At 69.9% G+C, this 24,088-nt stretch carries 21 protein-coding genes; 18 read left to right on the forward strand and 3 right to left on the reverse strand.

Annotation, left to right across the window (positions count from 1 at the left end):
* The first annotated feature begins 236 nt into the window (after positions 1 to 236).
* From OG714_RS30880 to OG714_RS30905, 6 genes are all read left to right on the forward strand, one after another.
* A complete protein-coding gene (locus tag OG714_RS30880; RefSeq protein ID WP_406125873.1) occupies positions 237 to 830 on the forward strand; it encodes a CGNR zinc finger domain-containing protein in 594 nt (197 codons plus the stop codon).
* A 329-nt stretch (positions 831 to 1,159) separates the two neighbouring features.
* A complete protein-coding gene (locus OG714_RS30885; RefSeq protein ID WP_019056398.1) occupies positions 1,160 to 1,681 on the forward strand; it encodes a sigma-70 family RNA polymerase sigma factor in 522 nt (173 codons plus the stop codon).
* Positions 1,682 to 1,719: 38 nt separating this feature from the next.
* The gene (locus tag OG714_RS30890) at positions 1,720 to 2,481 is read left to right on the forward strand and encodes an anti-sigma factor family protein (RefSeq protein WP_406125875.1); all 762 of its coding nucleotides are present in this window, start codon (positions 1,720 to 1,722) and stop codon (positions 2,479 to 2,481) included.
* A gap of 161 nt (positions 2,482 to 2,642) precedes the next feature.
* Entirely contained in the window at positions 2,643 to 4,955 is a 2,313-nt protein-coding gene (locus tag OG714_RS30895; protein WP_406125877.1) for a HelD family protein, read from the forward strand.
* A 339-nt stretch (positions 4,956 to 5,294) separates the two neighbouring features.
* On the forward strand, positions 5,295 to 6,734 hold the full coding sequence (locus OG714_RS30900; protein ID WP_406125879.1) for an NAD-dependent malic enzyme: 1,440 nt from the start codon (positions 5,295 to 5,297) through the stop codon (positions 6,732 to 6,734).
* A 406-nt stretch (positions 6,735 to 7,140) separates the two neighbouring features.
* A complete protein-coding gene (locus tag OG714_RS30905; RefSeq protein ID WP_019056394.1) occupies positions 7,141 to 7,422 on the forward strand; it encodes an HU family DNA-binding protein in 282 nt (93 codons plus the stop codon).
* Between the two features lie 109 nt (positions 7,423 to 7,531).
* Here the strand turns inward: OG714_RS30905 and murA are convergent, their stop codons facing one another.
* Positions 7,532 to 8,878: a UDP-N-acetylglucosamine 1-carboxyvinyltransferase gene (gene murA / locus OG714_RS30910; protein WP_033286008.1), complete on the reverse strand. Its 1,347-nt coding sequence runs from the start codon at positions 8,876 to 8,878 to the stop codon at positions 7,532 to 7,534.
* Between the two features lie 252 nt (positions 8,879 to 9,130).
* Between murA and OG714_RS30915 the strand changes: the two genes are divergently transcribed.
* From OG714_RS30915 to OG714_RS30970, 12 genes are all read left to right on the forward strand, one after another.
* Positions 9,131 to 9,703 (forward strand): YqgE/AlgH family protein, encoded by a 573-nt coding sequence (locus OG714_RS30915; protein ID WP_406125880.1) that lies wholly within the window; start codon positions 9,131 to 9,133, stop codon positions 9,701 to 9,703.
* 73 nt (positions 9,704 to 9,776) lie between these two features.
* Positions 9,777 to 10,064 carry a DUF3039 domain-containing protein gene (locus OG714_RS30920; RefSeq protein ID WP_026178118.1) on the forward strand — a complete coding sequence of 96 codons (288 nt, stop codon included), beginning with the start codon at positions 9,777 to 9,779 and terminating at the stop codon, positions 10,062 to 10,064.
* Between the two features lie 242 nt (positions 10,065 to 10,306).
* Entirely contained in the window at positions 10,307 to 11,611 is a 1,305-nt protein-coding gene (locus OG714_RS30925) for an extracellular solute-binding protein (protein WP_406125881.1), read from the forward strand.
* A gap of 4 nt (positions 11,612 to 11,615) precedes the next feature.
* Positions 11,616 to 12,497, forward strand: a complete 882-nt coding sequence (locus OG714_RS30930) for a carbohydrate ABC transporter permease (protein WP_406125883.1) — start codon at positions 11,616 to 11,618, stop codon at positions 12,495 to 12,497.
* A complete protein-coding gene (locus OG714_RS30935; RefSeq protein ID WP_043679376.1) occupies positions 12,494 to 13,339 on the forward strand; it encodes a carbohydrate ABC transporter permease in 846 nt (281 codons plus the stop codon). The genes OG714_RS30930 and OG714_RS30935 overlap by 4 nt, the downstream gene beginning before the upstream one ends.
* Before the next feature lie 10 nt (positions 13,340 to 13,349).
* A complete protein-coding gene (locus tag OG714_RS30940; RefSeq protein ID WP_406125885.1) occupies positions 13,350 to 14,981 on the forward strand; it encodes a beta-N-acetylhexosaminidase in 1,632 nt (543 codons plus the stop codon).
* 234 nt (positions 14,982 to 15,215) lie between these two features.
* Positions 15,216 to 16,109, forward strand: coding sequence for a xanthine dehydrogenase family protein subunit M (locus tag OG714_RS30945; RefSeq protein ID WP_019056386.1), 894 nt, complete (start codon positions 15,216 to 15,218; stop codon positions 16,107 to 16,109).
* Positions 16,106 to 17,755 carry a 2Fe-2S iron-sulfur cluster-binding protein gene (locus OG714_RS30950; protein WP_406125886.1) on the forward strand — a complete coding sequence of 550 codons (1,650 nt, stop codon included), beginning with the start codon at positions 16,106 to 16,108 and terminating at the stop codon, positions 17,753 to 17,755. Before OG714_RS30945 ends, OG714_RS30950 begins: the two co-directional genes overlap by 4 nt.
* Positions 17,752 to 20,082 carry a xanthine dehydrogenase family protein molybdopterin-binding subunit gene (locus OG714_RS30955; protein ID WP_406125888.1) on the forward strand — a complete coding sequence of 777 codons (2,331 nt, stop codon included), beginning with the start codon at positions 17,752 to 17,754 and terminating at the stop codon, positions 20,080 to 20,082. The genes OG714_RS30950 and OG714_RS30955 overlap by 4 nt, the downstream gene beginning before the upstream one ends.
* Before the next feature lie 54 nt (positions 20,083 to 20,136).
* Complete coding sequence (locus tag OG714_RS30960) at positions 20,137 to 20,661, forward strand: AAA family ATPase (RefSeq protein ID WP_406132023.1); 525 nt, start codon at positions 20,137 to 20,139, stop codon at positions 20,659 to 20,661.
* Positions 20,662 to 20,829: 168 nt separating this feature from the next.
* Positions 20,830 to 21,996 carry an SUKH-4 family immunity protein gene (locus tag OG714_RS30965; RefSeq protein ID WP_406125890.1) on the forward strand — a complete coding sequence of 389 codons (1,167 nt, stop codon included), beginning with the start codon at positions 20,830 to 20,832 and terminating at the stop codon, positions 21,994 to 21,996.
* Between the two features lie 109 nt (positions 21,997 to 22,105).
* Positions 22,106 to 22,828 (forward strand): DinB family protein, encoded by a 723-nt coding sequence (locus OG714_RS30970; protein ID WP_406125892.1) that lies wholly within the window; start codon positions 22,106 to 22,108, stop codon positions 22,826 to 22,828.
* 69 nt (positions 22,829 to 22,897) lie between these two features.
* Here OG714_RS30970 and OG714_RS30975 read toward each other — a convergent pair whose 3' ends face one another.
* Complete coding sequence (locus tag OG714_RS30975) at positions 22,898 to 23,494, reverse strand: DUF4328 domain-containing protein (protein WP_406125894.1); 597 nt, start codon at positions 23,492 to 23,494, stop codon at positions 22,898 to 22,900.
* A gap of 121 nt (positions 23,495 to 23,615) precedes the next feature.
* A complete protein-coding gene (locus OG714_RS30980) occupies positions 23,616 to 23,996 on the reverse strand; it encodes an antibiotic biosynthesis monooxygenase family protein (protein WP_406125896.1) in 381 nt (126 codons plus the stop codon).
* Between the last annotated feature and the right edge of the window lie 92 nt (positions 23,997 to 24,088).

Genomic DNA, 24,088 nt, shown 5'->3' on the forward strand with positions numbered 1-24,088 from the left:
CAACGGACGTGACGCCGACGCCGACATCGCCAAGACGCGCGTCCGCATACGCGGCCGTCCACGCGCGCCCCGCACAAGGGGTTACGGCCGCGCGAGCGGGCAGGCACTGTAGGGAGAACGGTTTCCCGCGCCCCACGTCTCCCCTTCCCTCCTCACCTCACCTCACCTCACCTCTCCCCTTCCCACCCCACCGACCGACCCGACGACCGGGGTAATCCCTAGGCGGTGACAGGCACATGGCACTGGGTTCGACCATGGCCCCGTACGAGCTGCGTTTCGATGCCGGGCGGGTCTGTCTGGATCTCCTCGCGACCACGCATCCCGACGAACGGCTCGACGCACCGGAGCCGTTGCGGGCGTGGATCGTCCGTTCAGGGCTCGTCCCCGCGGCCACCCCGCTCGCGCACGTCGATTCCGGCTGGCTCGTCGGGTTTCGTGAACTGCGGGGTCAGATCGGGCAGTTGGTACGGAGAAGTACCGGTTCCGACGTACGGGTCTACGACCTCGCCCTCGCCCGCGTCAATGAACTCGCCCGCGCCGCGCCCCCGGCACCCCGTGCCGTACGCGACGAAGAGGGCGTGCTCGTGCGGCAGTTGGACGGGCCGCCGGAGTGCGATGCGTTGCTCGCGGTGATCGCCAGGGATGTCGTGGAACTGCTCACCGATCCTGTCGCGCGGGCCTCGCTGAGGGAGTGCGAGGGGGACAACTGCCCGATCGTTTATCTCGATACGTCCCGGGGGCGACGGCGGCGCTGGTGCTCCAGTGAGGTCTGCGGGAACCGCGAAAGAGTGGCCCGGCATCGTCGGCGCGCGGCGCTCGCCCGAGCCTGAGAATCCCTTATGCGGCTTCTGTGACGTGACGGGACGTCAATTGTCGAAGTGATTTCGACAACAGTGCGTTTCACTCCGGCGCGGCACGGGCAGCCCGCGTGATCTTGCTCGTGTGGTGGAAATGTAAAGATCGTACGGTGGGAATGTGCCCTCATGTCCCGCTCGTCACGTCACTTCAAAGAAAACTGTCGCCTCACGTTGAACACCCGACCACCCGCCCGCGTACCTCTCCCTGAGCGACCGACTGGGGGAACCCCCGGACACCGGAGGTGGGCGTGCGCAAGGATTCCGTCGTGGCCAATGAACACGCACCGAGGGCCCGACATCGCATGTCCCAGTCCTCGGAACCTGATGAGGAGCTGATGCGTGCCCTGTACCGAGAGCACGCCGGACCCTTGCTCGCCTATGTGTTGCGGCTCGTCGCCGGGGACCGGCAGCGTGCCGAGGACGTGGTGCAGGAGACGCTCATCCGGGCCTGGAAGAACGCCGGTCAGCTCAATCGAGCGACCGGATCGGTACGACCCTGGCTTGTGACGGTGGCACGGCGCATCGTCATCGACGGTCACCGCAGCCGGCAGGCCCGGCCGCAGGAGGTGGACCCGTCGCCGCTGGAGGTCATCCCCGCGGAGGACGAGATCGACAAGGCGTTGTGGCTGATGACACTGTCGGACGCGCTGGACGACCTGACCCCGGCCCACCGGGAGGTGCTCGTCGAGACGTACTTCAAGGGGCGTACCGTCAATGAGGCGGCCGAGACGCTTGGCATCCCCAGTGGCACGGTGCGCTCAAGGGTGTTCTATGCCCTTCGATCGATGAAGCTTGCTCTGGAGGAGCGGGGGGTGACGGCATGAGCATTTACGGGGGATACGGAACGGGTAGTCCTGGTTCCATGCAGGGATCTCAGGGCTCGAACGAACACGAGACCGTCGGCGCCTACGCCCTCGGGATTCTCGACGACGCCGAAGCAACCGCTTTCGAGGCCCATCTCGCCACCTGTGAATGGTGCGCCCAGCAGCTCGACGAGCTGGCCGGGATGGAACCGATGCTGGCGGCGCTCGCGGATCTGCCGGGCTCCGGCACCCCCGCGATCGGCGAGTCCCTGTCCGCGAAACCCAGTCCACGCCTGGTGGAGCGGTTGGTCGACGACGTCGGTGACCGTCGAGCCCTGAAGCGTCGGCGCAGTTTCTACATGATCGCCGCCGCGGCGGCCCTGATCATCGCGGGACCGCTGGCCGTCATCGCGGCCAACGGCGGCAACGACTCGGGCGGCAGCGGCAACTTGGCCGTGTCCACCGCGAAGACCACCTTCGACACTTTGTCCGACAAGGTCTCCGCGACGGACAAGACCACCAAGGTCAGCGCGACCGTGGCGATGTCCAAGAAGGACTGGGGCACCCTCGGGGTCGTCGAGCTCAAGAACGTCAAGGGCCCGCTGAAGTGCTCCCTGATCGCCGTCGGCAAGAACGGCGAGCGCGAGACCATGAGCTCCTGGTCGGTCCCGGCCTGGGGTTACGGCATCGCGAACGCCACGAAGGCGGAGGCCAAGAGCCCGCTCTACGCCCAGGGCGGAGCGGCCCTCACGCCGAACGAGATCGACCACTTCGAGGTCATGACGTTCGACGGCAAGAAGCTCGTGGAAGTGGACGCGTAAGCAGGTAGCAACTGGCCGATGTGGTCTGTGGGGTCCGGAACGCGGCAGGTGCGCGTGCCGGGCCCCGCGTCTTTGTCAAGATCCACTCGGCAGGCCCCTCGCTACGGAGGCTTTCTTTCGCGTACGGTTGACGGCTGCCCAGCACGTCAGAAGGGGGCCCGGTGGCCGCACAGGCTCAACAGGAGACCGCGCTCGACACGGTGTCCGACAAATCCGCCCAGGATTCGCTACGGGACCGGGAGATCAGCGTCGAACAGGCACACCTGGACCGGGTGTACCGGCGGCTTGAGGAGAAGATCCACGAGGCCGAGTTCCTCATGAACGACGCGGCCAAGCGCGGCCAGGTCGGCACGCCCGGCGCGCTCGCCGAACGGGACGCACAGGTGTTCCGTGCCGGTATCCACCTCAACCGGCTCAACAACGAGTTCGAGGACTTTCTCTTCGGCAGGATCGACCTCCTGCTAGGCAAGGACGGCAAGAAGGGGCCCGACGGCGCCTACACCGCCGTAGAACCGGCCGAAGGCGCTGTCCGGGACGACCGGACCGCCGATATCGCCGAGACGCTGCACATCGGGCGGATCGGGGTCCTGGACTCCGAGTACGCGCCGCTGGTCATCGACTGGCGGGCACCCGCCGCCGCGCCCTTCTACCGGTCGACGCCGGTCGATCCCGGGCGTGTCGTACGGCGCCGGGTCATCCGCTCGAAGGGGCGTCGGGTGCTCGGGGTCGAGGACGACCTGATGCGCCCGGAGCTGACCGCCTTCCTCGACGGCGAGCAACTCGCCGTCATCGGCGACGGCGCCCTCATGGCTGCGCTCGGTCAGGCCCGCAGCCACACCATGCGCGACATCGTGGCGTCGATCCAGGCCGAGCAGGACCTGGTGATCCGCGCCCCCGCCGCCTCGGTGACGTACGTCGAGGGCGGCCCGGGGACCGGCAAGACGGCCGTCGCCCTGCACCGCGCCGCCTACCTGCTCTACCAGGACCGGCGCCGCTACGCGGGCGGCATCCTCATCGTCTCGCCGACCCCGCTGCTGGTCGCGTACACGGAGGGCGTCCTGCCGTCCCTCGGCGAGGAGGGCCAGGTCGCCATCCGCGCCATCGGCTCGCTCGTCGACGGCGCCGAGGCCACCCTGTACGACTCCCCGGCCGTGGCCCGCGCCAAGGGCTCGTACCGCATGCTCCGCGTGCTGCGGAAGGCCGCGCGCGGCGCCCTGGAGGTGAACGACTCGCCGACCCGGCTCAGAGTGGTGGCGTTCGGCCGCCGCCTCGAACTGGAGGCCGCCGACCTGGAGCGCGTCCGGCAGAACGCGCTCAGCGGTACGGCCCCGGTCAACATGCTGCGGCCGCGCGCCCGCAAGCTGCTGCTGGACGCCCTGTGGGAGCGCTCCGGTTCGGCCGGCCGGCACACGGACCCCGAACTGGCCGCCGAACTGCGCTCGTCCTTCGACGAGGACATCGCGAGCGAGGACGACTTCATCGCCTTCCTCGACGCCTGGTGGCCCGAACTCACCCCGCGCGCCGTCCTGGAGTCGATGTCCGACGAACGGAAGCTCGGCCGCTGGGCCCGGCGCATCCTCAACCCCGGCGAGGTCCGCAGGGTCGCCCGCGCGCTGAAGCGGGACGGACTCTCGGTCCACGACGTCGCGATCCTCGACGAACTCCAGGCGACCCTCGGCACCCCGGCCCGCCCCCGCAAGCGGCGCGACCTGGACCCGCTGGACCAGCTCACCGGTCTGGAGGAGCTGATGCCCGTACGCGAGGAGTCGCAGCGCGAACGGGCCGAGCGGCTCGCCCAGGAGCGCGTCGAGTACGCGCACGTCATCGTGGACGAGGCCCAGGACCTCACCCCGATGCAGTGGCGCATGGTCGGCCGCCGCGGCCGGCACGCCACCTGGACGGTCGTCGGCGACCCGGCCCAGTCCTCCTGGTCCGACCCCGACGAGGCCGCCGAGGCCCGCGACGAGGCCCTCGGCTCCCGCCCCCGCCGCCGCTTCACCCTCACGGTCAACTACCGCAACCCGGCGGAGATCGCGGAGCTGGCGGCGAAGGTCCTGGCCCTCGCGATGCCCGGCTCCGAGTCCCCGTCCGCGGTCCGTTCGACCGGGGTGAAGCCCCACTTCGCCGTCGTACGGAACTCGCTTTCGGAGTCGGTCCGCGCGGAGGCCGCCCGGCTGCTCGACCGGGTCGACGGCACCGTCGGCGTGGTCGTCGCCATGAACCGCCGCGAGGAGGCCCGCCGTTGGCTCACCGGCCTCGGGGATCGGGTCGTAGCCCTCGGCAGCCTGGAGGCCAAGGGTCTGGAGTACGACGCGACAGTGGTCGTCTCGCCCGCGGAGATCGCCGACGAGTCGCCCGCCGGGCTCCGTGTCCTGTACGTCGCCCTCACCCGCGCGACCCAGCAGCTCACGGTCGTCTCGGCCGAGCGGGACGAGCCGGACGCGAACGGGGTGCCGGATCTGCTCCGCGACTGAGGGGATCGATCGCGGGTCCGACCGAGAGGTGCTTTCGATGAACTCTCGGGATGGGAATGGTCTTACGGGATCTGTTTGTTAGCCTGGATGTGACACCGGCCCGATCCAAGCCCCCGGGCCCAACCTTCGTCGCTTAGAGCGACCACTTGCCGCGAGGCGAGCATGGCGGGTCGGTGTCATTGCTTGTCAGAGAGGTCCCCGTCACGGGAAAAGTGGCGGGGACCTCTTTTTCTTGCGAACAAAACGTTCGCAATCGGGGGCGGCTAACGCCTACCCGGTAGTAGGTGCGACCATCGGAACGCGTACTCAGCTCAACGGTGAAAGCAGAGGAAGTCGGCCATGGCTACGGCGCCCAGCGTCTCCTACTCGATCACGGTCCGTCTGGAGGTGCCCGCCAGCGGAACGGCGGTCTCCCAGATCACCACGGCCGTGGAGTCCCACGGAGGCTCGGTGACCGGCCTCGACGTGACCGCCTCCGGCCACGAGAAGCTCCGGATCGACGTCACCATCGCGGCGACGTCCACGGCGCACGCCGACGAGATCGTCCAGCAGCTGCGCGGCATCGAGGGCGTCACCCTGGGCAAGGTCTCGGACCGTACGTTCCTCATGCACCTCGGCGGCAAGATCGAGATGCAGTCCAAGCACCCGATCCGCAACCGTGACGACCTCTCCATGATCTACACCCCGGGCGTCGCCCGCGTGTGCATGGCGATCGCGGAGAACCCCGAGGACGCGCGCCGCCTCACCATCAAGCGCAACACCGTCGCGGTCGTGACGGACGGCTCGGCGGTACTGGGTCTGGGCAACATCGGCCCGATGGCCGCCATGCCGGTCATGGAGGGCAAGGCGGCCCTCTTCAAGCGCTTCGCCGACATCGACGCCTGGCCGCTCTGCCTGGACACCCAGGACACCGACGAGATCGTCGCGATCGTCAAGGCGATCGCCCCGGGCTTCGCCGGCATCAACCTGGAGGACATCTCCGCGCCGCGCTGCTTCGAGATCGAGGCCCGGCTGCGCGAGGCCCTCGACATCCCCGTCTTCCACGACGACCAGCACGGCACCGCGATCGTCGTCCTCGCCGCGTTGACGAACGCGCTGCGGGTCGCCGGCAAGGGCATCGGTGACATCCGGGTCGTCATGTCCGGCGCGGGCGCGGCCGGTACGGCCATCCTCAAGCTGCTGATCGCCGCCGGCGTCAAGAACGCGGTCGTCGCCGACATCCACGGTGTCGTGCACGCCGGCCGCGAGGACCTGGTCGACGCCAAGCCCGACTCGCCGCTGCGCTGGATCGCCGACAACACCAACCCCGACGGCCTCACCGGCACGCTGAAGGAGGCCGTGCGCGGCGCCGACGTCTTCGTGGGCGTCTCCGCCCCGAACGTCCTCGACGGCGACGACGTGGCCGCGATGGCCGAGGGCGCGATCGTGTTCGCGCTCGCGAACCCCGACCCCGAGGTCGACCCGACGATCGCCCGTCAGACGGCCGCGGTTGTGGCCACCGGCCGCTCGGACTTCCCGAACCAGATCAACAACGTGCTGGTCTTCCCGGGTGTCTTCCGCGGTCTGCTCGACGCGCAGTCCCGCACCGTCAACACCGAGATGATGCTCGCCGCGGCGACCGCACTCGCGAACGTGGTGACCGAGGACGAGCTGAACGCGAACTACATCATCCCCAGCGTCTTCAACGACAAGGTCGCCGGCGCGGTCGCGGGCGCGGTGCGCGACGCGGCGAAGGCGGCGGGAGCGGCGGCGGCCTCGGCGGCGCCCTCCGCGTCGTAGAACCCCTCGAACGGCGGGTGTGCGGCGGTTGTGAGGATCGCCACGGCCGCTCGTACACCGGCGCGTCGCGGAACCCGGGGCCTTCGGCGGCCGTTTATCGTGGCGGCCAGGTTTCGGGCCTTCCAGGCCCGGCCCTCGCTGCCGGGAGCCGACGGAGCGTCACCACGCAGAGGGCGTGGCGCTCTTCGTGTGACTCCCACGGGTGTTCTCGCGACTCCTACGGGTGCCGGATTGGCTTTCCCGCCGCAGGTAGGGGCAGGATGCGTCTTCGGGCGCGAGGGTCTGGACGACGGACCCGGGTCCGGGGACTCACCGAGGACCCTGGCAGCATCGGCTTCACCGTGCCCGATATGCGGCTCCGCCGCGTGGCACGCCTCAACGGCAAGAAGAACACGGGAGTAACAACATGAACCGCAGTGAGCTGGTGGCCGCGCTGGCCGACCGTGCCGAGGTGACTCGCAAGGACGCCGACGCCGTTCTGGCCGCGTTCGCCGAGACCGTCGGCGAGATCGTCTCCAAGGGCGACGAGAAGGTCACCATCCCCGGCTTCCTGACCTTCGAGCGCACCCACCGTGCCGCTCGCACCGCGCGCAACCCGCAGACCGGCGACCCGATCAACATCCCCGCCGGTTACAGCGTCAAGGTGTCCGCGGGCTCGAAGCTCAAGGAAGCCGCCAAGGGCAAGTAAGGCTTCGCGTACGCGACGGGATTGCGTACGAGGCTCAAGTAACGCGAATGGGGCGGCCACCCGGTCAGGGTGGCCGCCCCATCGTCGTAGGAGCGCTTCTTCGTTACGGCTATCCGAGCGCCTTGCCCGGGAGTTCGACCTTCGCGCCCAGCTCCACGAGCTTCTCCATGAAGTTCTCGTAGCCGCGGTTGATGAGGTCGATGCCGTGGACGCGGGACGTGCCCTGGGCCGCCAGCGCGGCGATGAGGTACGAGAAGCCGCCGCGGAGGTCGGGGATGACCAGGTCGGCGCCCTGGAGGCGGGTCGGGCCCGAGACGACCGCCGAGTGGAGGAAGTTGCGCTGGCCGAAGCGGCAGTGGGAGCCGCCGAGGCACTCGCGGTAGAGCTGGATGTGCGCGCCCATCTGGTTGAGCGCGGAGGTGAAGCCCAGCCGGGACTCGTAGACCGTCTCGTGCACGATGGAGAGGCCCGTCGCCTGCGTGAGGGCGACGACCAGCGGCTGCTGCCAGTCCGTCTGGAAGCCGGGGTGCACGTCCGTTTCGAGCGCGATGGACTTCAACTGGCCGCCGGGGTGCCAGAAGCGGATGCCCTCGTCGTCGATCGCGAAGGCACCGCCCACCTTCCGGTAGGTGTTGAGGAACGTCATCATCGAGCGCTGCTGCGCGCCCTTGACGTAGATGTTGCCCTCGGTCGCCAGCGCCGCGGACGCCCAGGACGCGGCCTCCAGACGGTCCGGGAGGGCCGCGTGGGTGTAGCCGCCGAGCGAGTCCACACCGGTGATGCGGATCGTGCGGTCGGTGTCCATGGCGATGATCGCGCCCATCTTCTGCAGTACGCAGATGAGGTCCTCGATCTCCGGTTCCACGGCCGCGTTGGCGAGTTCGGTGACACCCTCCGCCAACACCGCCGTCAGCAGCACCTGTTCGGTCGCGCCGACGGACGGGTACGGCAGCTGGATCTTCGTGCCGCGCAGCCGCTGCGGCGCCTCCAGGTACTGGCCGTCCGCGCGCTTCTCGATCTTCGCGCCGAACTGCCGCAGCACCTCGAAGTGGAAGTCGATCGGCCGGCCGCCGATGTCACAGCCGCCGAGTCCCGGGATGAACGCGTGCCCGAGCCGGTGAAGCAGCGGACCGCAGAACAGGATCGGGATGCGCGACGAGCCCGCGTGGGCATCGATGTCGGCGACGTTGGCGCTCTCGACGTGCGACGGATCGAGCACCAGCTCGCCCGGCTCCTCACCCGGACGGACCGTCACCCCGTGCAGTTGCAGGAGTCCGCGTACGACACGAACGTCACGGATGTCCGGAACGTTGCGCAGTCGACTTGGCTCACTGCCCAGCAGGGCGGCGACCATGGCCTTGGGTACGAGGTTCTTCGCACCGCGGACACGGATCTCGCCCTCGAGCGGGGTTCCGCCGTGGACAAGCAGTACGTCGTCTGAGCCGTTGACGGTCATGAATCTCGCGTTCCGTGGAGTTGGGCAGGGGCCGAAGAGACAGAGTAATCGCCGCCCACCCCCCTCCTGTAAGCCCAAGGACCACCCAGCTACGTCATAGCTGTGTCACAACACGAACCGTTCCCAATCGGGCACATGGGGTCACAGGGCGGGGGTGTGCGCTTCGGACGCTTCGGTGCGCCCTGAGCTGCGTGCACTCTGGTACCCGCATTGCGTCCCCCATCACGGGGAAGATGCGGGATCATGTCAGGCATGACCGAGGTGTCCTCGCTCACAGGGCGGTTGCTCGTGGCAACACCCGCCCTGGCGGACCCGAACTTCGACCGTGCGGTGGTGCTCCTTCTCGACCACGACGAGGAGGGCTCCCTCGGTGTCGTCCTCAACCGACCGACCCCCGTGGACGTCGGCGACATCCTGGAGGGCTGGGCGGATCTCGCCGGCGCCCCGGGCGTCGTCTTCCAGGGCGGCCCGGTCCAGCTGGACTCGGCCCTCGGCGTCGCCGTCATCCCGGGCGGCGCGGCCGGCGAGCGCGCCCCGCTCGGCTGGCGGCGCGTGCACGGCGCGATCGGACTCGTCGACCTGGAGGCCCCGCCGGAGCTGCTGGCCTCGGCGCTCGGCTCGCTGCGGATCTTCGCCGGTTACGCCGGCTGGGGCCCCGGGCAGCTGGAGGACGAACTGGTGGACGGCGCCTGGTACGTCGTCGAGTCGGAGCCCGGTGACGTCTCCTCGCCGTCCCCGGAGAGACTCTGGCGCGAGGTGCTGCGCCGCCAGCGCAGTGAGCTGGCGATGGTGGCGACGTATCCGGACGACCCTTCGCTGAACTGATCCCCGAACCGATCCCTGAAGTGAGGGACCCTTCGCGGAACTGATGCCGGTGAGCTTCAGTACCCTTGGCCGTATGAGCACTCTTGAGCCCGAGCGCGGGACTGGTACGGGGACCCTCGTAGAGCCGACGCCCCAGGTGTCGCACGGCGACGGGGACCATGAGCGCTTCGCCCATTACGTCCAGAAGGACAAGATCATGGCGAGCGCCCTCGACGGCACTCCCGTGGTGGCGTTGTGCGGCAAGGTCTGGGTGCCGGGGCGCGACCCGAAGAAGTACCCGGTGTGTCCCATGTGCAAGGAGATCTACGAGTCCATGGGCTCGGGCGGGGACGGCGACAAGGGCAAGGGCGGCGACAAGTAGCCGCTTTGCCCGTCCGGTTCTCTGAGGTTCTCGGTTTCTGAGGCCCTCGGGGCGTACTTCGGTGCGCCCCGAGGGCCTTTTGCATGTTTCGACGGTTTTTCGGCGGTCTTTCGCGTGTCACGAAGTGGTTGAGACCTCTTGTGGGCGCGTTCATCTACTCCTTAATCTCCGTGGTGTTGTGCAGAGCGAAACGCCCATTGCATATGTTGCAACGCACGCCCGGATTCCCGGAGGAACGCTCCATGAAGCTCGCCCCCAGATTCGCCGTACTCGTGGCGGCCGCCGCTGTCGTCGCCGGCTGCGCACCCCAGACCTCCGACAACTCGTCCTCCGACAAGGACGACCAGAGCGGCACCCTGCGGGTGTGGCTCTTCCAGGAGGTCGGCAACGACCCGAAGGCGAAGGTCGTCGACTCCGTGGTCGCCGCCTTCGAGAAGGCGCACAAGGACACCAAGGTCGACGTGGAGTACATCCCGATCGACACCCGCGCCCAGCGCGTCAAGGCCGCCTTCAACGACCCGAAGTCCGCGCCCGACGTCATGGAGTACGGCAACACCGACACGGCCGGCTATGTGAAGGACGGCGGACTCCTCGACGTCACCAAGGACTTCGGCGCCTGGAGCGAGGCCAAGGACACCGACCCGACCGCGAAGCAGTCCGTCACGGTCGACGGCAAGATGTACGGCTCCCCGTTCTACGTCGGCGTCCGCGCCCTGTACTACCGCACCGACGTCTTCAAGGACCTGGGCCTCCAACCCCCCAAGACCATGGCCGAGTTGGCAGCCACCGCCCGCAAGATCCACAAGGCGAAGTCCGACCTCTACGGCCTTGTCGTCGGCGGCGCCTACACGTACGGCGCGATGCCCTTCGTCTGGGCCAACGGCGGCGAACTCGCCACGGCCAAGGGGGGTTCGGGGGGCTCGTACACCTCCGCGATCGACAGTGCCGCCGCGCAGAAGGGCATCAAGGCCTACACCTCGCTCTTCACGAGCGACAACTGTCCCGCCGCCAAGTGCGCGGTGATGGGCGGCAACGACACGATCACCGCCTTCGCGGCCGGCAAGGCGGGGATGGCGATCGGCGGCGACTTCAGCCACACGGCTGTCGAGGCGGGCAAGGTCAAGGGCAAGTACGCGGTCGTGCCGTTGCCGGGTGTCGCGTCCGGGTCGGTGGCTCCCGCGTTCGCCGGGGGCAACAACATCGGCGTTCTGAAGAGCACGTCGCACCGCACGCTCGCGGTCGACCTCATGGAGCAGCTCACCTCGAAGGCGACGCAGGCGTCCATGTTCGACGCGATGGGGTTCCTGCCCACGTTCACCGATGTGCGGGACGCGGCCGCGGCGAAGGTGCCGTTCGAGAAGCCGTTCGTGGAGACGTTGGCTGCGGGGACGAAGTTCGTTCCCGCGTCGCCCGGTTGGTCGGAGATCGACTCTTCGCTGGTGCTGCCGACGATGCTCCAGGAGGTCATCAGCGGGAAGAAGAGTGTGGCTGCGGCTTCTGGGGATGCGGCGAAGAAGATGAACGCGGCCTTCAGCTCCGCGGGTTGAGCAGATGCGTACGCGAACGGCCTGGACTCCCTGGCTCTACCTGACCCCCGCCCTCGTCGTCCTCGGCGGACTGCTCGTCTACCCCATCTACCAACTCGGCCTGATCTCCTTCTTCCAGTACACGCAGGCCCAGGTCAGTGGTGGGGAACCGACGACCTTCAAAGGGTTCGGGAACTACTCGGAGCTGTTCTCCGACAGTCAGTTCTGGCAAGTGCTGCTGGCCACCGTGCTGTTCGCGGCGGCCTGTGTGGTGTCGACGCTCGCCGTCGGCTGTGCGCTCGCCGTGCTGCTCACGCGCGTGCGTGCCGTGCCCCGACTCGTGCTGATGCTGGCCGCGTTGGGGGCGTGGGCGACGCCGGCGGTGACCGGTTCGACGGTCTGGCTGCTGCTCTTCGACCCGGACTTCGGCCCGGTGAACCGCATCCTGGGCCTCGGTGACCACTCCTGGACGTACGGGCGCCTCAGCGCGTTCTTCCTCGTGCTGCTCGAAGTGGTGTGGTGCTCCTTCCCGTTCGTGATGGTGACGGTCTACGCCGGGATCCGCGCCGTGCCCTCCGAGGTGCTGGAGGCCGCCGCTCTGGACGGTGCCTCGCAGTGGCGGATCTGGCGGTCGGTCCTCACGCCGATGCTGCGGCCGATCCTGACCGTCGTCACCATCCAGTCCGTCATCTGGGACTTCAAGGTCTTCACCCAGATCTACGTCATGACCAACGGCGGCGGCATCGCGGGCCAGAACCTCGTCCTGAACGTGTACGCCTACCAACAGGCGTTCGCGTCCTCGAAGTACAGCCTCGGCTCGGCGATCGGTGTCGTCATGCTGCTGATGCTGCTCGCCGTCACGCTGGTCTATCTGCGCCTGCTGCGCAGGCAGGGGGAGGAGCTGTGAGTCTGCTTCGCGGTCTTGTACGACGGCCCTGGCGGCTCGCTGCCGAGGCCTCGGCGCTGCTGATCGCGGTCGTCGTCGCCTTCCCCCTCTATTGGATGGTGCTCAGCGCCTTCAAACCGGCCGGGGAGATCGAGTCGAGCGAGCCCCGGCCGTGGACGCTCGCGCCCTCTCTGGACTCGTTCCGGCGCGTGTTCGGGCAACAGGAATTCGGCCGTTACTTCGTCAACAGCCTTGTCGTGGCGGGCTCGGTGGTCATCGTCTCGGCGCTGATCGCCTTTCTCGCCGCGACCGCGGTGACCCGATTCCGGTTCCGCTTCCGGACCACCCTCCTGATCATGTTCCTGGTGGCCCAGATGGTGCCCGTGGAAGCGCTGACGATCCCGCTGTTCTTCACCATGCGGGGGCTCGGGCTGCTGAACACCCTGGGGTCGCTGATCCTGCCCCAGATCGCGTTCTCGCTGCCGTTCGCGATCTGGATGCTGCGGGGGTTCGTGAAAGCCGTACCGGACGCGCTGGAGGAGGCCGCGTACATCGACGGGGCGAGCCGGACGCGATTCCTGTGGCAGATCCTTTTCCCGCTCGTCTTCCCGGGGTTGGTGGCGACGAGCGTGTTTTCCTTCATCTCGGCCTGGAACGACTTCCTCTTCGCCAAGTCCTTCATCATCAGCGACACTTCCCAGTCGACCCTGCCGATGGCCCTGTTGGTCTTCTACAAGCCCGACGACCCTGACTGGGGCGGGGTCATGGCGGCCTCCACGGTGATGACGATTCCGGTGCTGGTGTTCTTCGTACTCGTACAGCGACGTCTGGTCTCGGGGCTGGGCGGAGCGGTTAAGGACTGACGTGACCGACGTGACTTCAGAGACGGAACTGATTCCGGCGCCCACCGCCGTCACCGACCCGGGCCGCTGCGGTTTCCCGTTCGAGACGGACACCGCCCTGTGGGGCGAGCCCGGTACCGAGGGCACGCGACGCTGGCTGCGGTCCACGCTCGGCGCCGCCCTCGGACTGCCGCTGCCGCCGGGCGAGGAGGGTGCCCGCAACACGGTCGCACTGCGCCTCGACGCCGGCCTGCCACCGGAGGCGTACCGCCTGGAGGTGGTCGCCACCTGGGGTGTCGTGATCACGGGCGGCAGCCCGGCCGGCGTGTTCTGGGGCGCTCAGACGCTCCGTCAACTCCTCGGCCCCGCCGCCTTCCGGCGCGCTCCCGTCCACCCGGACATGACCTACGGCGTGCCGCACCAGACCATCCACGACGCACCCCGCTTCGGCTGGCGCGGCCTCATGCTCGACGTGGCCCGGCACTTCATGCCCAAGGAAGGCGTCCTGCGCTACCTGGATCTGATGGCGGCGCACAAACTCAACGTCTTCCACTTCCACTTGACGGACGACCAGGGCTGGCGGGTGGAGATCGAGCGGTACCCGAAGCTCACCGAGATCGGGTCCTGGCGGGCGCGCACGAAATTCGGCCACCGTGCCTCACCGCTCTGGGACGACAAGCCCCACGGCGGCTACTACACCCAGGACGACATCCGGGAGATCGTCGCCTACGCCGCCGAGCGGCATATCACCGTGGTCCCGGAAATCGACGTACCGGGACACTCGCAGGCCGCCATCGCCGCGTATCCGGAACTGGGCAACACCGACGTCATCGACACCAACTCCCTCTCCGTCTGGGACACCTGGGGCATCAACCCGAACGTACTCGCCCCCACTGACAACACCCTGCGCTTCTACGAGGGGGTGTTCGAGGAACTCCTGGAGCTGTTCCCCTCGGAGTTCATTCACGTCGGCGGTGACGAATGCCTCAAGGACCAGTGGAAGCAGTCGGCGACCGCGCAGGCGCGCATCGAGGAACTCGGGCTCGCGGACGAGGACGAGTTGCAGTCGTGGTTCATCGGACACTTCGACAAGTGGCTCTCCGCGCGAGGGAGAAGGCTCGTCGGCTGGGACGAGATCCTGGAGGGCGGTCTCGCGGACGGGGCGGTCGTGTCGTCCTGGCGTGGGTACGAGGGCGGGATCACCGCAGCCCGCGCGGGGCACGATGTCGTCATGTGCCCTGAACAGCACGTGTACTTGGACTGGCGGCAGGCCCCCGGCGAGGACGAGCCGGTGCCGATCGCCCATGTGCGCACCCTGGAGGACGTCTACCGCTTCGAGCCGGTTCCGGAGCAGCTCGGCGAGGACGAGGCGCGTCATGTGCTGGGCGCGCAGGCCAACGTGTGGACCGAGGTGATGGAGGACCACGCACGCGTGGACTACCAGACGTTCCCCCGGCTCGCCGCGTTCGCCGAGGTCGCCTGGAGCGCTCTTCCGGCGCCCGCGGAACGGGACTTCGCCGACTTCGAGCGCCGGATGGCCGCCCACTATCCGCGCCTCGACGCCCTGGGGGTCGCCTACCGTCCGCCCACCGGACCACTGCCGTGGCAGCGGCGCCCCGGAGTGCTCGGCCGACCCAAGGACGGCCCGCCCCCGAACGCGTAGAACCCGTAAGGGAAAAAGCCCCCAGGAGTCACCGTTGAGTGGCAATTCGCGCGTACCGGTGATGCCGTACGAAAACGGACCATCTCCCGGATGAGACGGGCGAATGCCTCCTAGCGGACCCCCGCGCTCGGGTCTTGCGAAGATGTGCCAGAGTTGCCACGTCCGCCCTGTCAGCACGTACCGTACGGCAGCAACAGGTGGGACCAGGTGGGGCAGCGGGAAGGGGCAGCCGGTTTGACCACGCACGCACCGCAGGCGGGGCAGTCCGTCACGCTGCCCACGACGCTGGACGAGGCCGTGGCGGCGCTCACGGCCCTGCCCACGGCCGTTCCCGTGGCCGGCGGCACCGACCTCATGGCGGCCGTCAACTCGGGGCAGCTGAGGCCCAGCGCGCTGGTCGGTCTCGGGCGGATCAGCGAGATCCGCGGCTGGCAGTACCAGGACGGGCACGCGCTGCTCGGCGCGGGGCTCACGCACGCCCGTATGGGCCGCCCGGACTTCGCCGCCCTCATCCCGGCGCTCGCCGCCTCCGCGCGTGCCGCGGGCCCGCCGCAGATCCGCAACGCGGGCACCCTGGGCGGCAACATCGCCTCGGCCGCGCCCACCGGGGACGCGCTGCCCGTACTGGCCGCCCTGGAGGCGACGCTGATCATCGCGGGCCAGGACGGAGCCCGCCGGGAGATCCCGGTGTCGCACCTCCTGGCCGGCGTGGAGATGCTGCGCGGCGGCGAACTCATCGGCTTCGTGCGCGTGCCGCTGCTGCACGCCCCGCAGGTCTTCCTGAAGGCCACCGGCCGGACCGGCCCCGGGCGCTCGGTCGCGTCCGTCGCGGTCGTCCTCGACCCCGCCCGCCGCGGGGTCAGGTGCGCCGTCGGAGCCATAGCGCCGATGCCGCTCAGACCGCTGGACGCCGAACAGTGGGTGGCCCGGCTGATCGACTGGGACAACAGCCGCACGATCGTCCCCGAGGCGCTGAGCGCCTTCGGGGAGTACGTCGCCGCGGCCTGCATCCCCGACCCGGTACCGGCCGAGGACGGCTCCGTGGAACAGCTTCCGCCCGCGGTACTGCACCTGCGGCGCACCGTCGCCGCACTGGCCCGACGAGCACTCGGGAGGGCGCTGTCGTGACCGACGACCAGCACGGAGAGGGAACCCCTCAGGGCGGCGGACGCTGGGACCCGCTGCCCCAGGGCGACTACGACGACGGCGCCACGGCCTTCGTGAAACTCCCCGAAGGGGGTATCGACGCCCTCCTGGCCGCCCCGGGGCACGGCTATGTGCCGCCGCCCATAACGGCCACCCCCGCCCCGGACGCCGACCCCTCGGGCACCGGCTCCTGGGCGGTGCCCGCCGAGGGTGTCCAGTGGCCCGACCCGAACGCCGTACCGCAGCAGGGGACGGCCGGGGGCGACCAGTTCTCGTACCGCCCCGGGTCCACCGGCCAGTGGACCTTCCAGGACACCAACGCGCCGGACGCGGGCGCCGCTCCCGGTCGCGACGTGACCGGGGAGTGGTCGATCCCCGTCGCCGGTGGTGATCTCCCGGACGAATCGGGCGAGTTCACCACGTCGGCCCTGGTCGAGCAGTGGGGTGGCACCCCGCCGGCCACCCTGCCCGGCGGCGCTCCCGCGCCCTGGGCGACGGACGGCGCGGGCCAGAACTGGGCGCAGCAGGCGTCGGACACCGGAGTGGTGGAGCGGCCCGGCGAGCACACCGACGGACGCGGCCTGGAACACCCGGCCGACCGGTCCGGTACGCACCCGACCGGCGAGGTGTCGGCGCGGGCCGCCACCCGGCCGCCCGCCGAGGCGACCCGGCAGCCGTACGGCGAACCCGGCGACCCGTACGCGCACACCCGGACCGACGCCGCCGGCGACCCCTACGGCGACGCGCGCGCCGACCGCCACGACGACACCGCCGCCGAACTCGCCGCGGACGACGCACAGTCGGCTCATGGGAGCGGTACGGCGGGCGACGACGGCGAAGGGGTCACGGAGAGCGCTGAGGGGCCCGCAGAGGCGTCCGCGGCGGCCGACGCGGCCGAGGGTGCCGACGACGCCCCGGAGGCCGCTGAGGCGCCCGTGACGGCCGTCGAACCCGACGCGCCGGACGAGGCCGCCGAGCCCGCCCCGAAGATCCCCGGCGAGGAACACCCGCTCGCCTCCTACGTGTTGCGCGTCAACGGCGCCGACCGGCCCGTCACCGACGCCTGGATCGGCGAGTCACTGCTCTACGTGCTGCGCGAACGCCTCGGCCTCGCGGGCGCCAAGGACGGCTGCTCGCAGGGCGAGTGCGGAGCCTGCAACGTCCAGGTCGACGGACGGCTCGTCGCCTCCTGCCTGGTGCCCGCGGTGACCGCCGCCGGCTCCGAGGTCCGTACGGTCGAGGGTCTCGCCGTCGAGGGGCAGCCCTCGGACGTGCAGCGGGCGCTCGCCAAGTGCGGTGCCGTGCAGTGCGGTTTCTGCGTGCCCGGCATGGCGATGACCGTGCACGACCTCCTGGAGGGCAACCCCGCGCCCACCGAACTGGAGGCGCGCCAGGCCCTGTGCGGCAACCTGTGCCGCTGCTCCGGCTACCGGGGTGTCCTGGACGCCGTACAGGAAGTCGTCGCCGAGCGCGAGGCGCACGCTGCCGCAGCCGAACCTGAGTCGGACGGCGACGAGGCGCGTATTCCCCACCAGGCGGGTCCCGGGGGCGGTGGCGTCCATCAGTCGGCGTTCGAGTCCCCGCGCACACAGGACCAGGTGTACGGCCAGGACGGAGGTCAGGCGTGAGCAACGAAGCCGCCACCGCGACCACGGAGGCCGCGCCCGCCCCGGAGCTGCCGGGCCACGGCCTGGGCGCCTCGCTCCCGGCCGCCGACGCCCGCGCGAAGACCGAGGGCACCTTCCCGTACGCGGCCGACCTGTGGGCCGAGGGCCTGCTGTGGGCGGCCGTCCTGCGCTCGCCGCACCCGCACGCGCGCATCGTGTCCGTCGACACGTCCCACGCGCGGGACATGCCCGGTGTACGTGCCGTCATCACCCACGAGGACGTGCCGGGCCGGGACCGCTACGGCCGGGGCACGGCCGACCGCCCGGTGTTCGCCTCCGAGGTCGTACGCCACCACGGGGAGCCCATCGCCGCGGTCGCCGCCGACCACCCCGACACCGCGCGGATGGCCGCCGCGGCCATCATGGTCGAGTACGAAGTACTCGACCCGGTGACCGACCCCGAGCAGGCCTTCGAGGCCGAGCCGCTGCACCCCGACGGCAACCTGATCCGGCACATCCCGCTGCGCCACGGCGACCCGGACGCGACCGCCGACATCGTGGTCGAGGGCCTGTACCGCATCGGCCGCCAGGACCCCGCCCCCATCGGCGCCGAGGCCGGTCTCGCCGTGCCCCGCCCCGACGGCGGCGTCGAGCTGTACATCGCCTCCACGGACCCGCACAACGACCGCGACACGGCCGCCGCCTGCTTCGGCCTGGAGTCCGACCGCGTGAAGGTCGTCGTCACCGGCGTCCCCGGGGCCACCGCCGACCGCGAGGACCAGGGCTTCCAACTCCCGCTCGGCCTGCTCGCGTTGAAGACCGGCTGCCCGGTCAAACTCACCGCCACGCGCGAGGAGTCCTTCCTCGGTCACACCCACCGCCACCCCACGCTCCTGCGCTACCGCCACCACGCCGACGAGGACGGCAGGCTGGTCAAGGTCGAGGCCCAGGTGCTGCTCGACGCGGGCGCCTACGCCGACACCTCCTCGGAGGCCCTGGCCGCCGCCGTCTCCTTCGCCTGCGGCCCCTACGTCGTCCCGAACGCCTTCATCGAGGGCTGGGCCGTCCGCACCAACAACCCACCCTCGGGACACGTCCGGGGCGAGGGTGCCATGCAGGTCTGCGCCGCCTACGAGGCGCAGATGGACAAGCTCGCCAAGAAGCTCGCCATGGACCCGGCCGAGCTGCGCCTGCGCAACGCCATGGCCACCGGGGACGTCCTCCCGACCGGCCAGACGGTGACCTGCCCGGCACCGGTCGCCGAACTCCTCCAGGCCGTACGGGACTTCCCGCTGCCGCAGCTCCCCAAGGACACCCCCGAGGACGAGTGGCTGCTGCCCGGCGGCCCCGAGGGCGCGGGCGAACCGGGCGCGGTGCGCCGGGGCGTCGGCTACGGCGTCGGCATGGTGCACATGCTCGGCGCCGAGGGCGCGGACGAGGTCTCCACGGCCACCGTGAAGGTCCACGACGGCATCGCCACGGTGCTCTGCGCGGCCGTGGAAACCGGCCAGGGCTTCACCACGCTGGCCCGGCAGATCGTCCAGGAGACCCTCGGCATCGACGAGGTGCACGTCGCCCCCGTGGACACCGATCAGCCCCCCGCCGGCCCTGGTTGCCGAGGCCGTCATACCTGGGTATCAGGCGGCGCGGTCGAACGCGCAGCGAAAATGGTCCGCACCCAGCTCCTCCAGCCCCTGGCGCACAAGTTCGGGATGTCGACCGAGCTGCTCCAGATCACCGACGGCAAGATCACCTCCTACGACGGCGTCCTCTCGACGACCGTCACCGAGGCCCTGGACGGCAAGGAACTGTGGGCCACCGCCCAGTGCCGCCCGCACCCGACCGAGCCCCTGGACGAGGCGGGTCAGGGCGACGCCTTCGTAGGGCTCGCCTTCTGCGCGATCCGCGCGGTCGTCGACGTGGACATTGAGTTGGGCTCGGTCCGGGTCGTCGAGTTGGCCCTCGCCCAGGACGTCGGCCGCATCCTGAACCCGACCCAGCTGGTCGCCCGTATCGAGGGCGGTGTCACCCAGGGCGTCGGCATCGCGCTGACGGAGAACCTGCGCACCGCGCGCGGGTTGATCCGCCACCCCGACCTCACGGGCTACGCCCTGCCCACCGCCCTGGACACCCCCGACATCAAGATCGTGAAACTCGTCGAGGAACGTGACGTGGTCGCCCCCTTCGGGGCGAAGGCGGTCAGCGCGGTGCCCGTGGTCACGTCCCCGGCGGCGATCGCGTCCGCCGTGCGTGCCGCGACGGGCCGTCCCGTGAACCGGCTGCCGATCCGCCCGCAGGCGGCGGTGGTGACGGCGACGACCGACCAGTACGGGCAGTACGGCCACTGAGCGGCTGGTGCGGTGCAGCGGGTCCTTGAGGGCGTCGTCCTGATCACCGGCGTGATGGCCGCCGGCAAGTCGACGGTCGCGCAGGCACTGGCGGAGCGGTTGCCGAGGGCGGCGCATGTCCGGGGGGACGTGTTCCGGCGGATGATCGTTTCGGGGCGCGAGGAGTACGTTCCCGGTGCGGGCGGCGAGGGTAATGCCGTCGGCGCGGCCCGCGAGGGTGAGGCCCAACTCCGGTTGCGGTACCGGCTGTCGGCGGCGACGGCGGACGCGTATGCGGAGGCAGGGTTCACGGCGGTCGTCCAGGACGTGGTGCTGGGCACGGAGTTGCCGGCGTACGTCGACCTGATCCGCACCCGCCCGCTGCACGTGATCGTCCTCGCCCCGACGGCGGCGACCGTGACGGCACGGGAGGCGGGCCGGGTGAAGAACGGCTACGGCGCGTGGACGGTCGAGGAGTTGGACCGCGGGCTGCGGGCAGGGACCCCGCGCATCGGCCTGTGGCTGGACAACTCCGGGCTGACGGTGGGGGAGACGGTGGACGCGATCATCGAGGGGCGGGAACGTTCGCGGGTGGTTTGAGCGTCTGATGAGGTGAGGACGTTTCGGACGTTTCGCGTCCTCCAGGGTTCTGTGAGGCGTTTTCGCTGGTCAGGGCCATTGTCGGTGGTGCCGCGTAGTGTTCTGGGCAGTGGGGACGGCAGCAGGACACTGATGTTGCACGGGGGAAGTTTCATGCACGGGGGAACAATGAGCAGGACCGACGCCGGTTCTACGGCGACCATGATCACCTTGACCGAGGACGACCTCGATCCGTACATCACGCACGCGTCGACGCGCCGCTGGCTGACGGGTCCCGGACTGCCGGGCGACAGCGGCCTGTTGACGTTCGAGGAGCTGCGCAGGGAGGGCCTGCGGACGGTGGCGGACTCCTTGGGCGACCCCGCCCCGCTGGCGGAGGAGCTCCGGGACCAGCTGGTGATAGGCGCGCTCTGGGGACCCGACGGCGGTGAGGCGGAGTCGATCCTGCTGGACGGCGAGACGGGCGAGATCGCGACGACGTACTTCTTCCACGACCGCCCGGACCTGATGGAGACAGGCCCGCTGGCCCCGTCGATCGAAACGCTGACGCGCTTCACCACGACGACGGACGAACTGGCGGGCCTGCGCGGCCAGTTCGCGTCCTACGAGGGCCGTCACGGCACGAAGACGGCGGCGGAGGCATCGCGCCAACTCCTCGCGGTGTTCGAGTCGGAGACGGACGGCGAGGTGCCCCCGTTCTGGAAGGCGGCGGCCCTGATCCGCCCACTGGCGTTGGTCGCCGGACCGGGCACGACGTCGGGGCTGACCCTCGACATCCCGGCCCGCCTCCTGGACCAGGAGTTCGGTCAGGGCGCGGTCGCCCGCTTCGAGGAGGTCGACTTCCCCGCCACCCTCACCCACGAACCGACCCGCCGCTTCCTGCGCGAGACGGGCCTGCCCGAGGACGCGTTCCTCTTCCACCTGGACACGGACGTCCAGCTCCCCACCCTGGCCGAGTTCTACGAGGACGAGCCCGCCGAGGAACTCCCGTCCCGAGCCGACCAGTTGATCCGCCTCGGCTACCTCATCGAGGACAACAGCCTGGTGGTGGACGGCGCGACGGGCGAGATCCTGACCTGGAGCGAGCCGGAGGCGACACTGGCTCCCCTCAACACGGACGTCTCGACCCTGGCCTTCACCCTCTGGCTGCTCCACCGCGAGAAGGCGATCGACGCGGACCTGTCGGGCGAGCTGACGGCGGAGGCGTACGACCAGTTGGCGACGACCATGCTCCAGACGCTGTCGGCGGTGGACCCGACGGGGGTGGGTGCCCGGAAGGCCGGCCCGCACTACTGGACCGAGGCGTTCCAGGACGAGGCGGGCGGGGTGCTGTGACGCGCGCGTAGGCGGCCGAGGAATTCGTTCGCGCCGGGGGAGCCGAGCCGTTACCGTCCGCCTAGCTGAGGTGGGGCGCGATACGGCGCACGGGCGAGGGGACCTGGACATGGAGACCGAGGGCGGCGTACGGACCGACCGACTGGGCCTGCTGCTGGAGCAGTTCGACAAGGCCCGGGAGATGGCTCAGGTACGGCTGACGGGGCTCGGCGACGAGGAGTACCTCTGGGAACCGGCGCCCGACTGCTGGTCGCTCCGGCGTCGGAGCGAGGCGGTGACACCCAGGGCGTTCGGGCCGGGGGAGTGGGTGCTCGACCTGGGCGCGGCGGACATCCCGGCGAGCGAGTACGCGGAGGTGGCCCGCCAGGCCGCCGACGGCATGACCGTCGCGAAGATCGCCGACGACTGGAGCGTGACCGTCGAACGCGTCGAGCAGATCCTCGCCCACGAGGGCGAGCCGGAACCGGACACAACCCCGATCACGACCATCGCGTGGCGACTGGGGCACCTGCACTTCCAGTTCGCGGGCGCGTGGGAGTGGACCTTCGGTGAGCGGCGCCAGGACCCGAAGCGGATGGTCGACTTCAGTCCCTCCGCAGCCCTGACCCTGGACCGGTTCTGGCCGGTGATCGACCGCTGGCGAGCGGCCGTGGCCACGGTCACGGAGGACCAGTTGGAGTTGGTCGGCTTCTCCCAGTACCCGTACGGCTCCGACCCCGACGACCCGTATGTCTCTGTGGTGGCGGGGGCGAACCTGGAGTTCATCCACCACATGGCGGAGATCGCGTTGCTGCGGGATCTGTGGCGGGCGCGGGGTGTGAGCGAGGGCTGAGTCCGAGGCGCCTTCAGGGAGTTCAGGCGCCTTGGGGGAGTTCAGCCGAGGGTAGGGGAGGGAAGCACCTCAGGACTGGGCGAGGGGCTTGGCGGGAACGGCGGCATCGAGTGCGGCGTCCTGCAGTGCCGTGATGCGCTCGATCACGAGCCCCGCCAGTACGGCCGCCGCGATCATGAGTGCCTCCTCCACCACCAGGAAGGCCATCGAGCCCGGGGCCACCCGGATCGCGACCGTGAGCACCAGCGCGTGCCCGACCCAGGCGGCCCACCACGCGTTCACCAGGGTTGTGTCCCGCTTCTCCTCCCAGGACGCGGAGCTCGCGCGTCCGATCGCGAGGACGATCCCGCGCGGGACAACGAGGTTGACCAGCGGAATGAACCACATGCCGATCGTCCGGCCCCGACTCGGCACCGAGGCCTCGGGCGCCAACTCCTGGGCGTTGCGCCGGGATTGGGCGAGCCACACGAGGAACAGCACGATCGTGAGAGTCGTCAGATAGACGAAGACCATGGAGATGAGACCCGACTCGGACGCATCCGAGTGGTCCACGTATTGATCCCGGACCGCCGCCGCACGGAACACGTCCGCCACCGCGGACACGGCTATCGCCACCTGCGCGGAACGGACAAGGATCCGGGGAGCTCTGCGGGCGGTACTCGTCATCGACTTCGGCCTGTCTCGGAGGCGTGCGCGGCCGCGGCGGACGCCGGGGCGCAGTGATCATAGGGTCTGATCGCCGTACGCGCGTACGATTTCCGGGCCCTTGGTCCAGGACCTCGGCCGGTCAGCCCGCCGTAGGGCTCTGCGGGCCCTCTGCCCGCACGAACCCGTGGCTCCGCTCCACCTTCGCCACATGCAGCGTGTAACTCTCGTACCACTGGGCTTGCCCGCGTTTCTGCGCCACGCGGTGCTCGGCATTGGTCCGCCACTCCGTGAGGGCATCGGCGTCGCGGAAGTACCCGACGGTGATGCCCAGCCCGCCCGGAGTCTGCGCGTGGTCCATCCCCAGGTACCCGGGGATGTCCTTCACCAGGTCCTCCATCCGCGCGTTGGTCTCGCCGTAGCCGCTCTGCTCCTGGGTTCGCACCGTGGTGAACACGGCGACGTAGTACGGGGGTTCATAGGCCTCGACGGGGGTGACAGGCGCTGCGGGGTGATCGCTCATGGCGCCACGGTAGGGCACGGTGGCGTCCCCGGATCCTCGGTGTGGTCCGTCTCCTGCGGCTCGCCGGGAAGCCGCGCGTCGGGATGAGAACG

Source organism: Streptomyces sp. NBC_00989, assembly GCF_045162655.1.
Classification (GTDB): domain Bacteria; phylum Actinomycetota; class Actinomycetes; order Streptomycetales; family Streptomycetaceae; genus Streptomyces.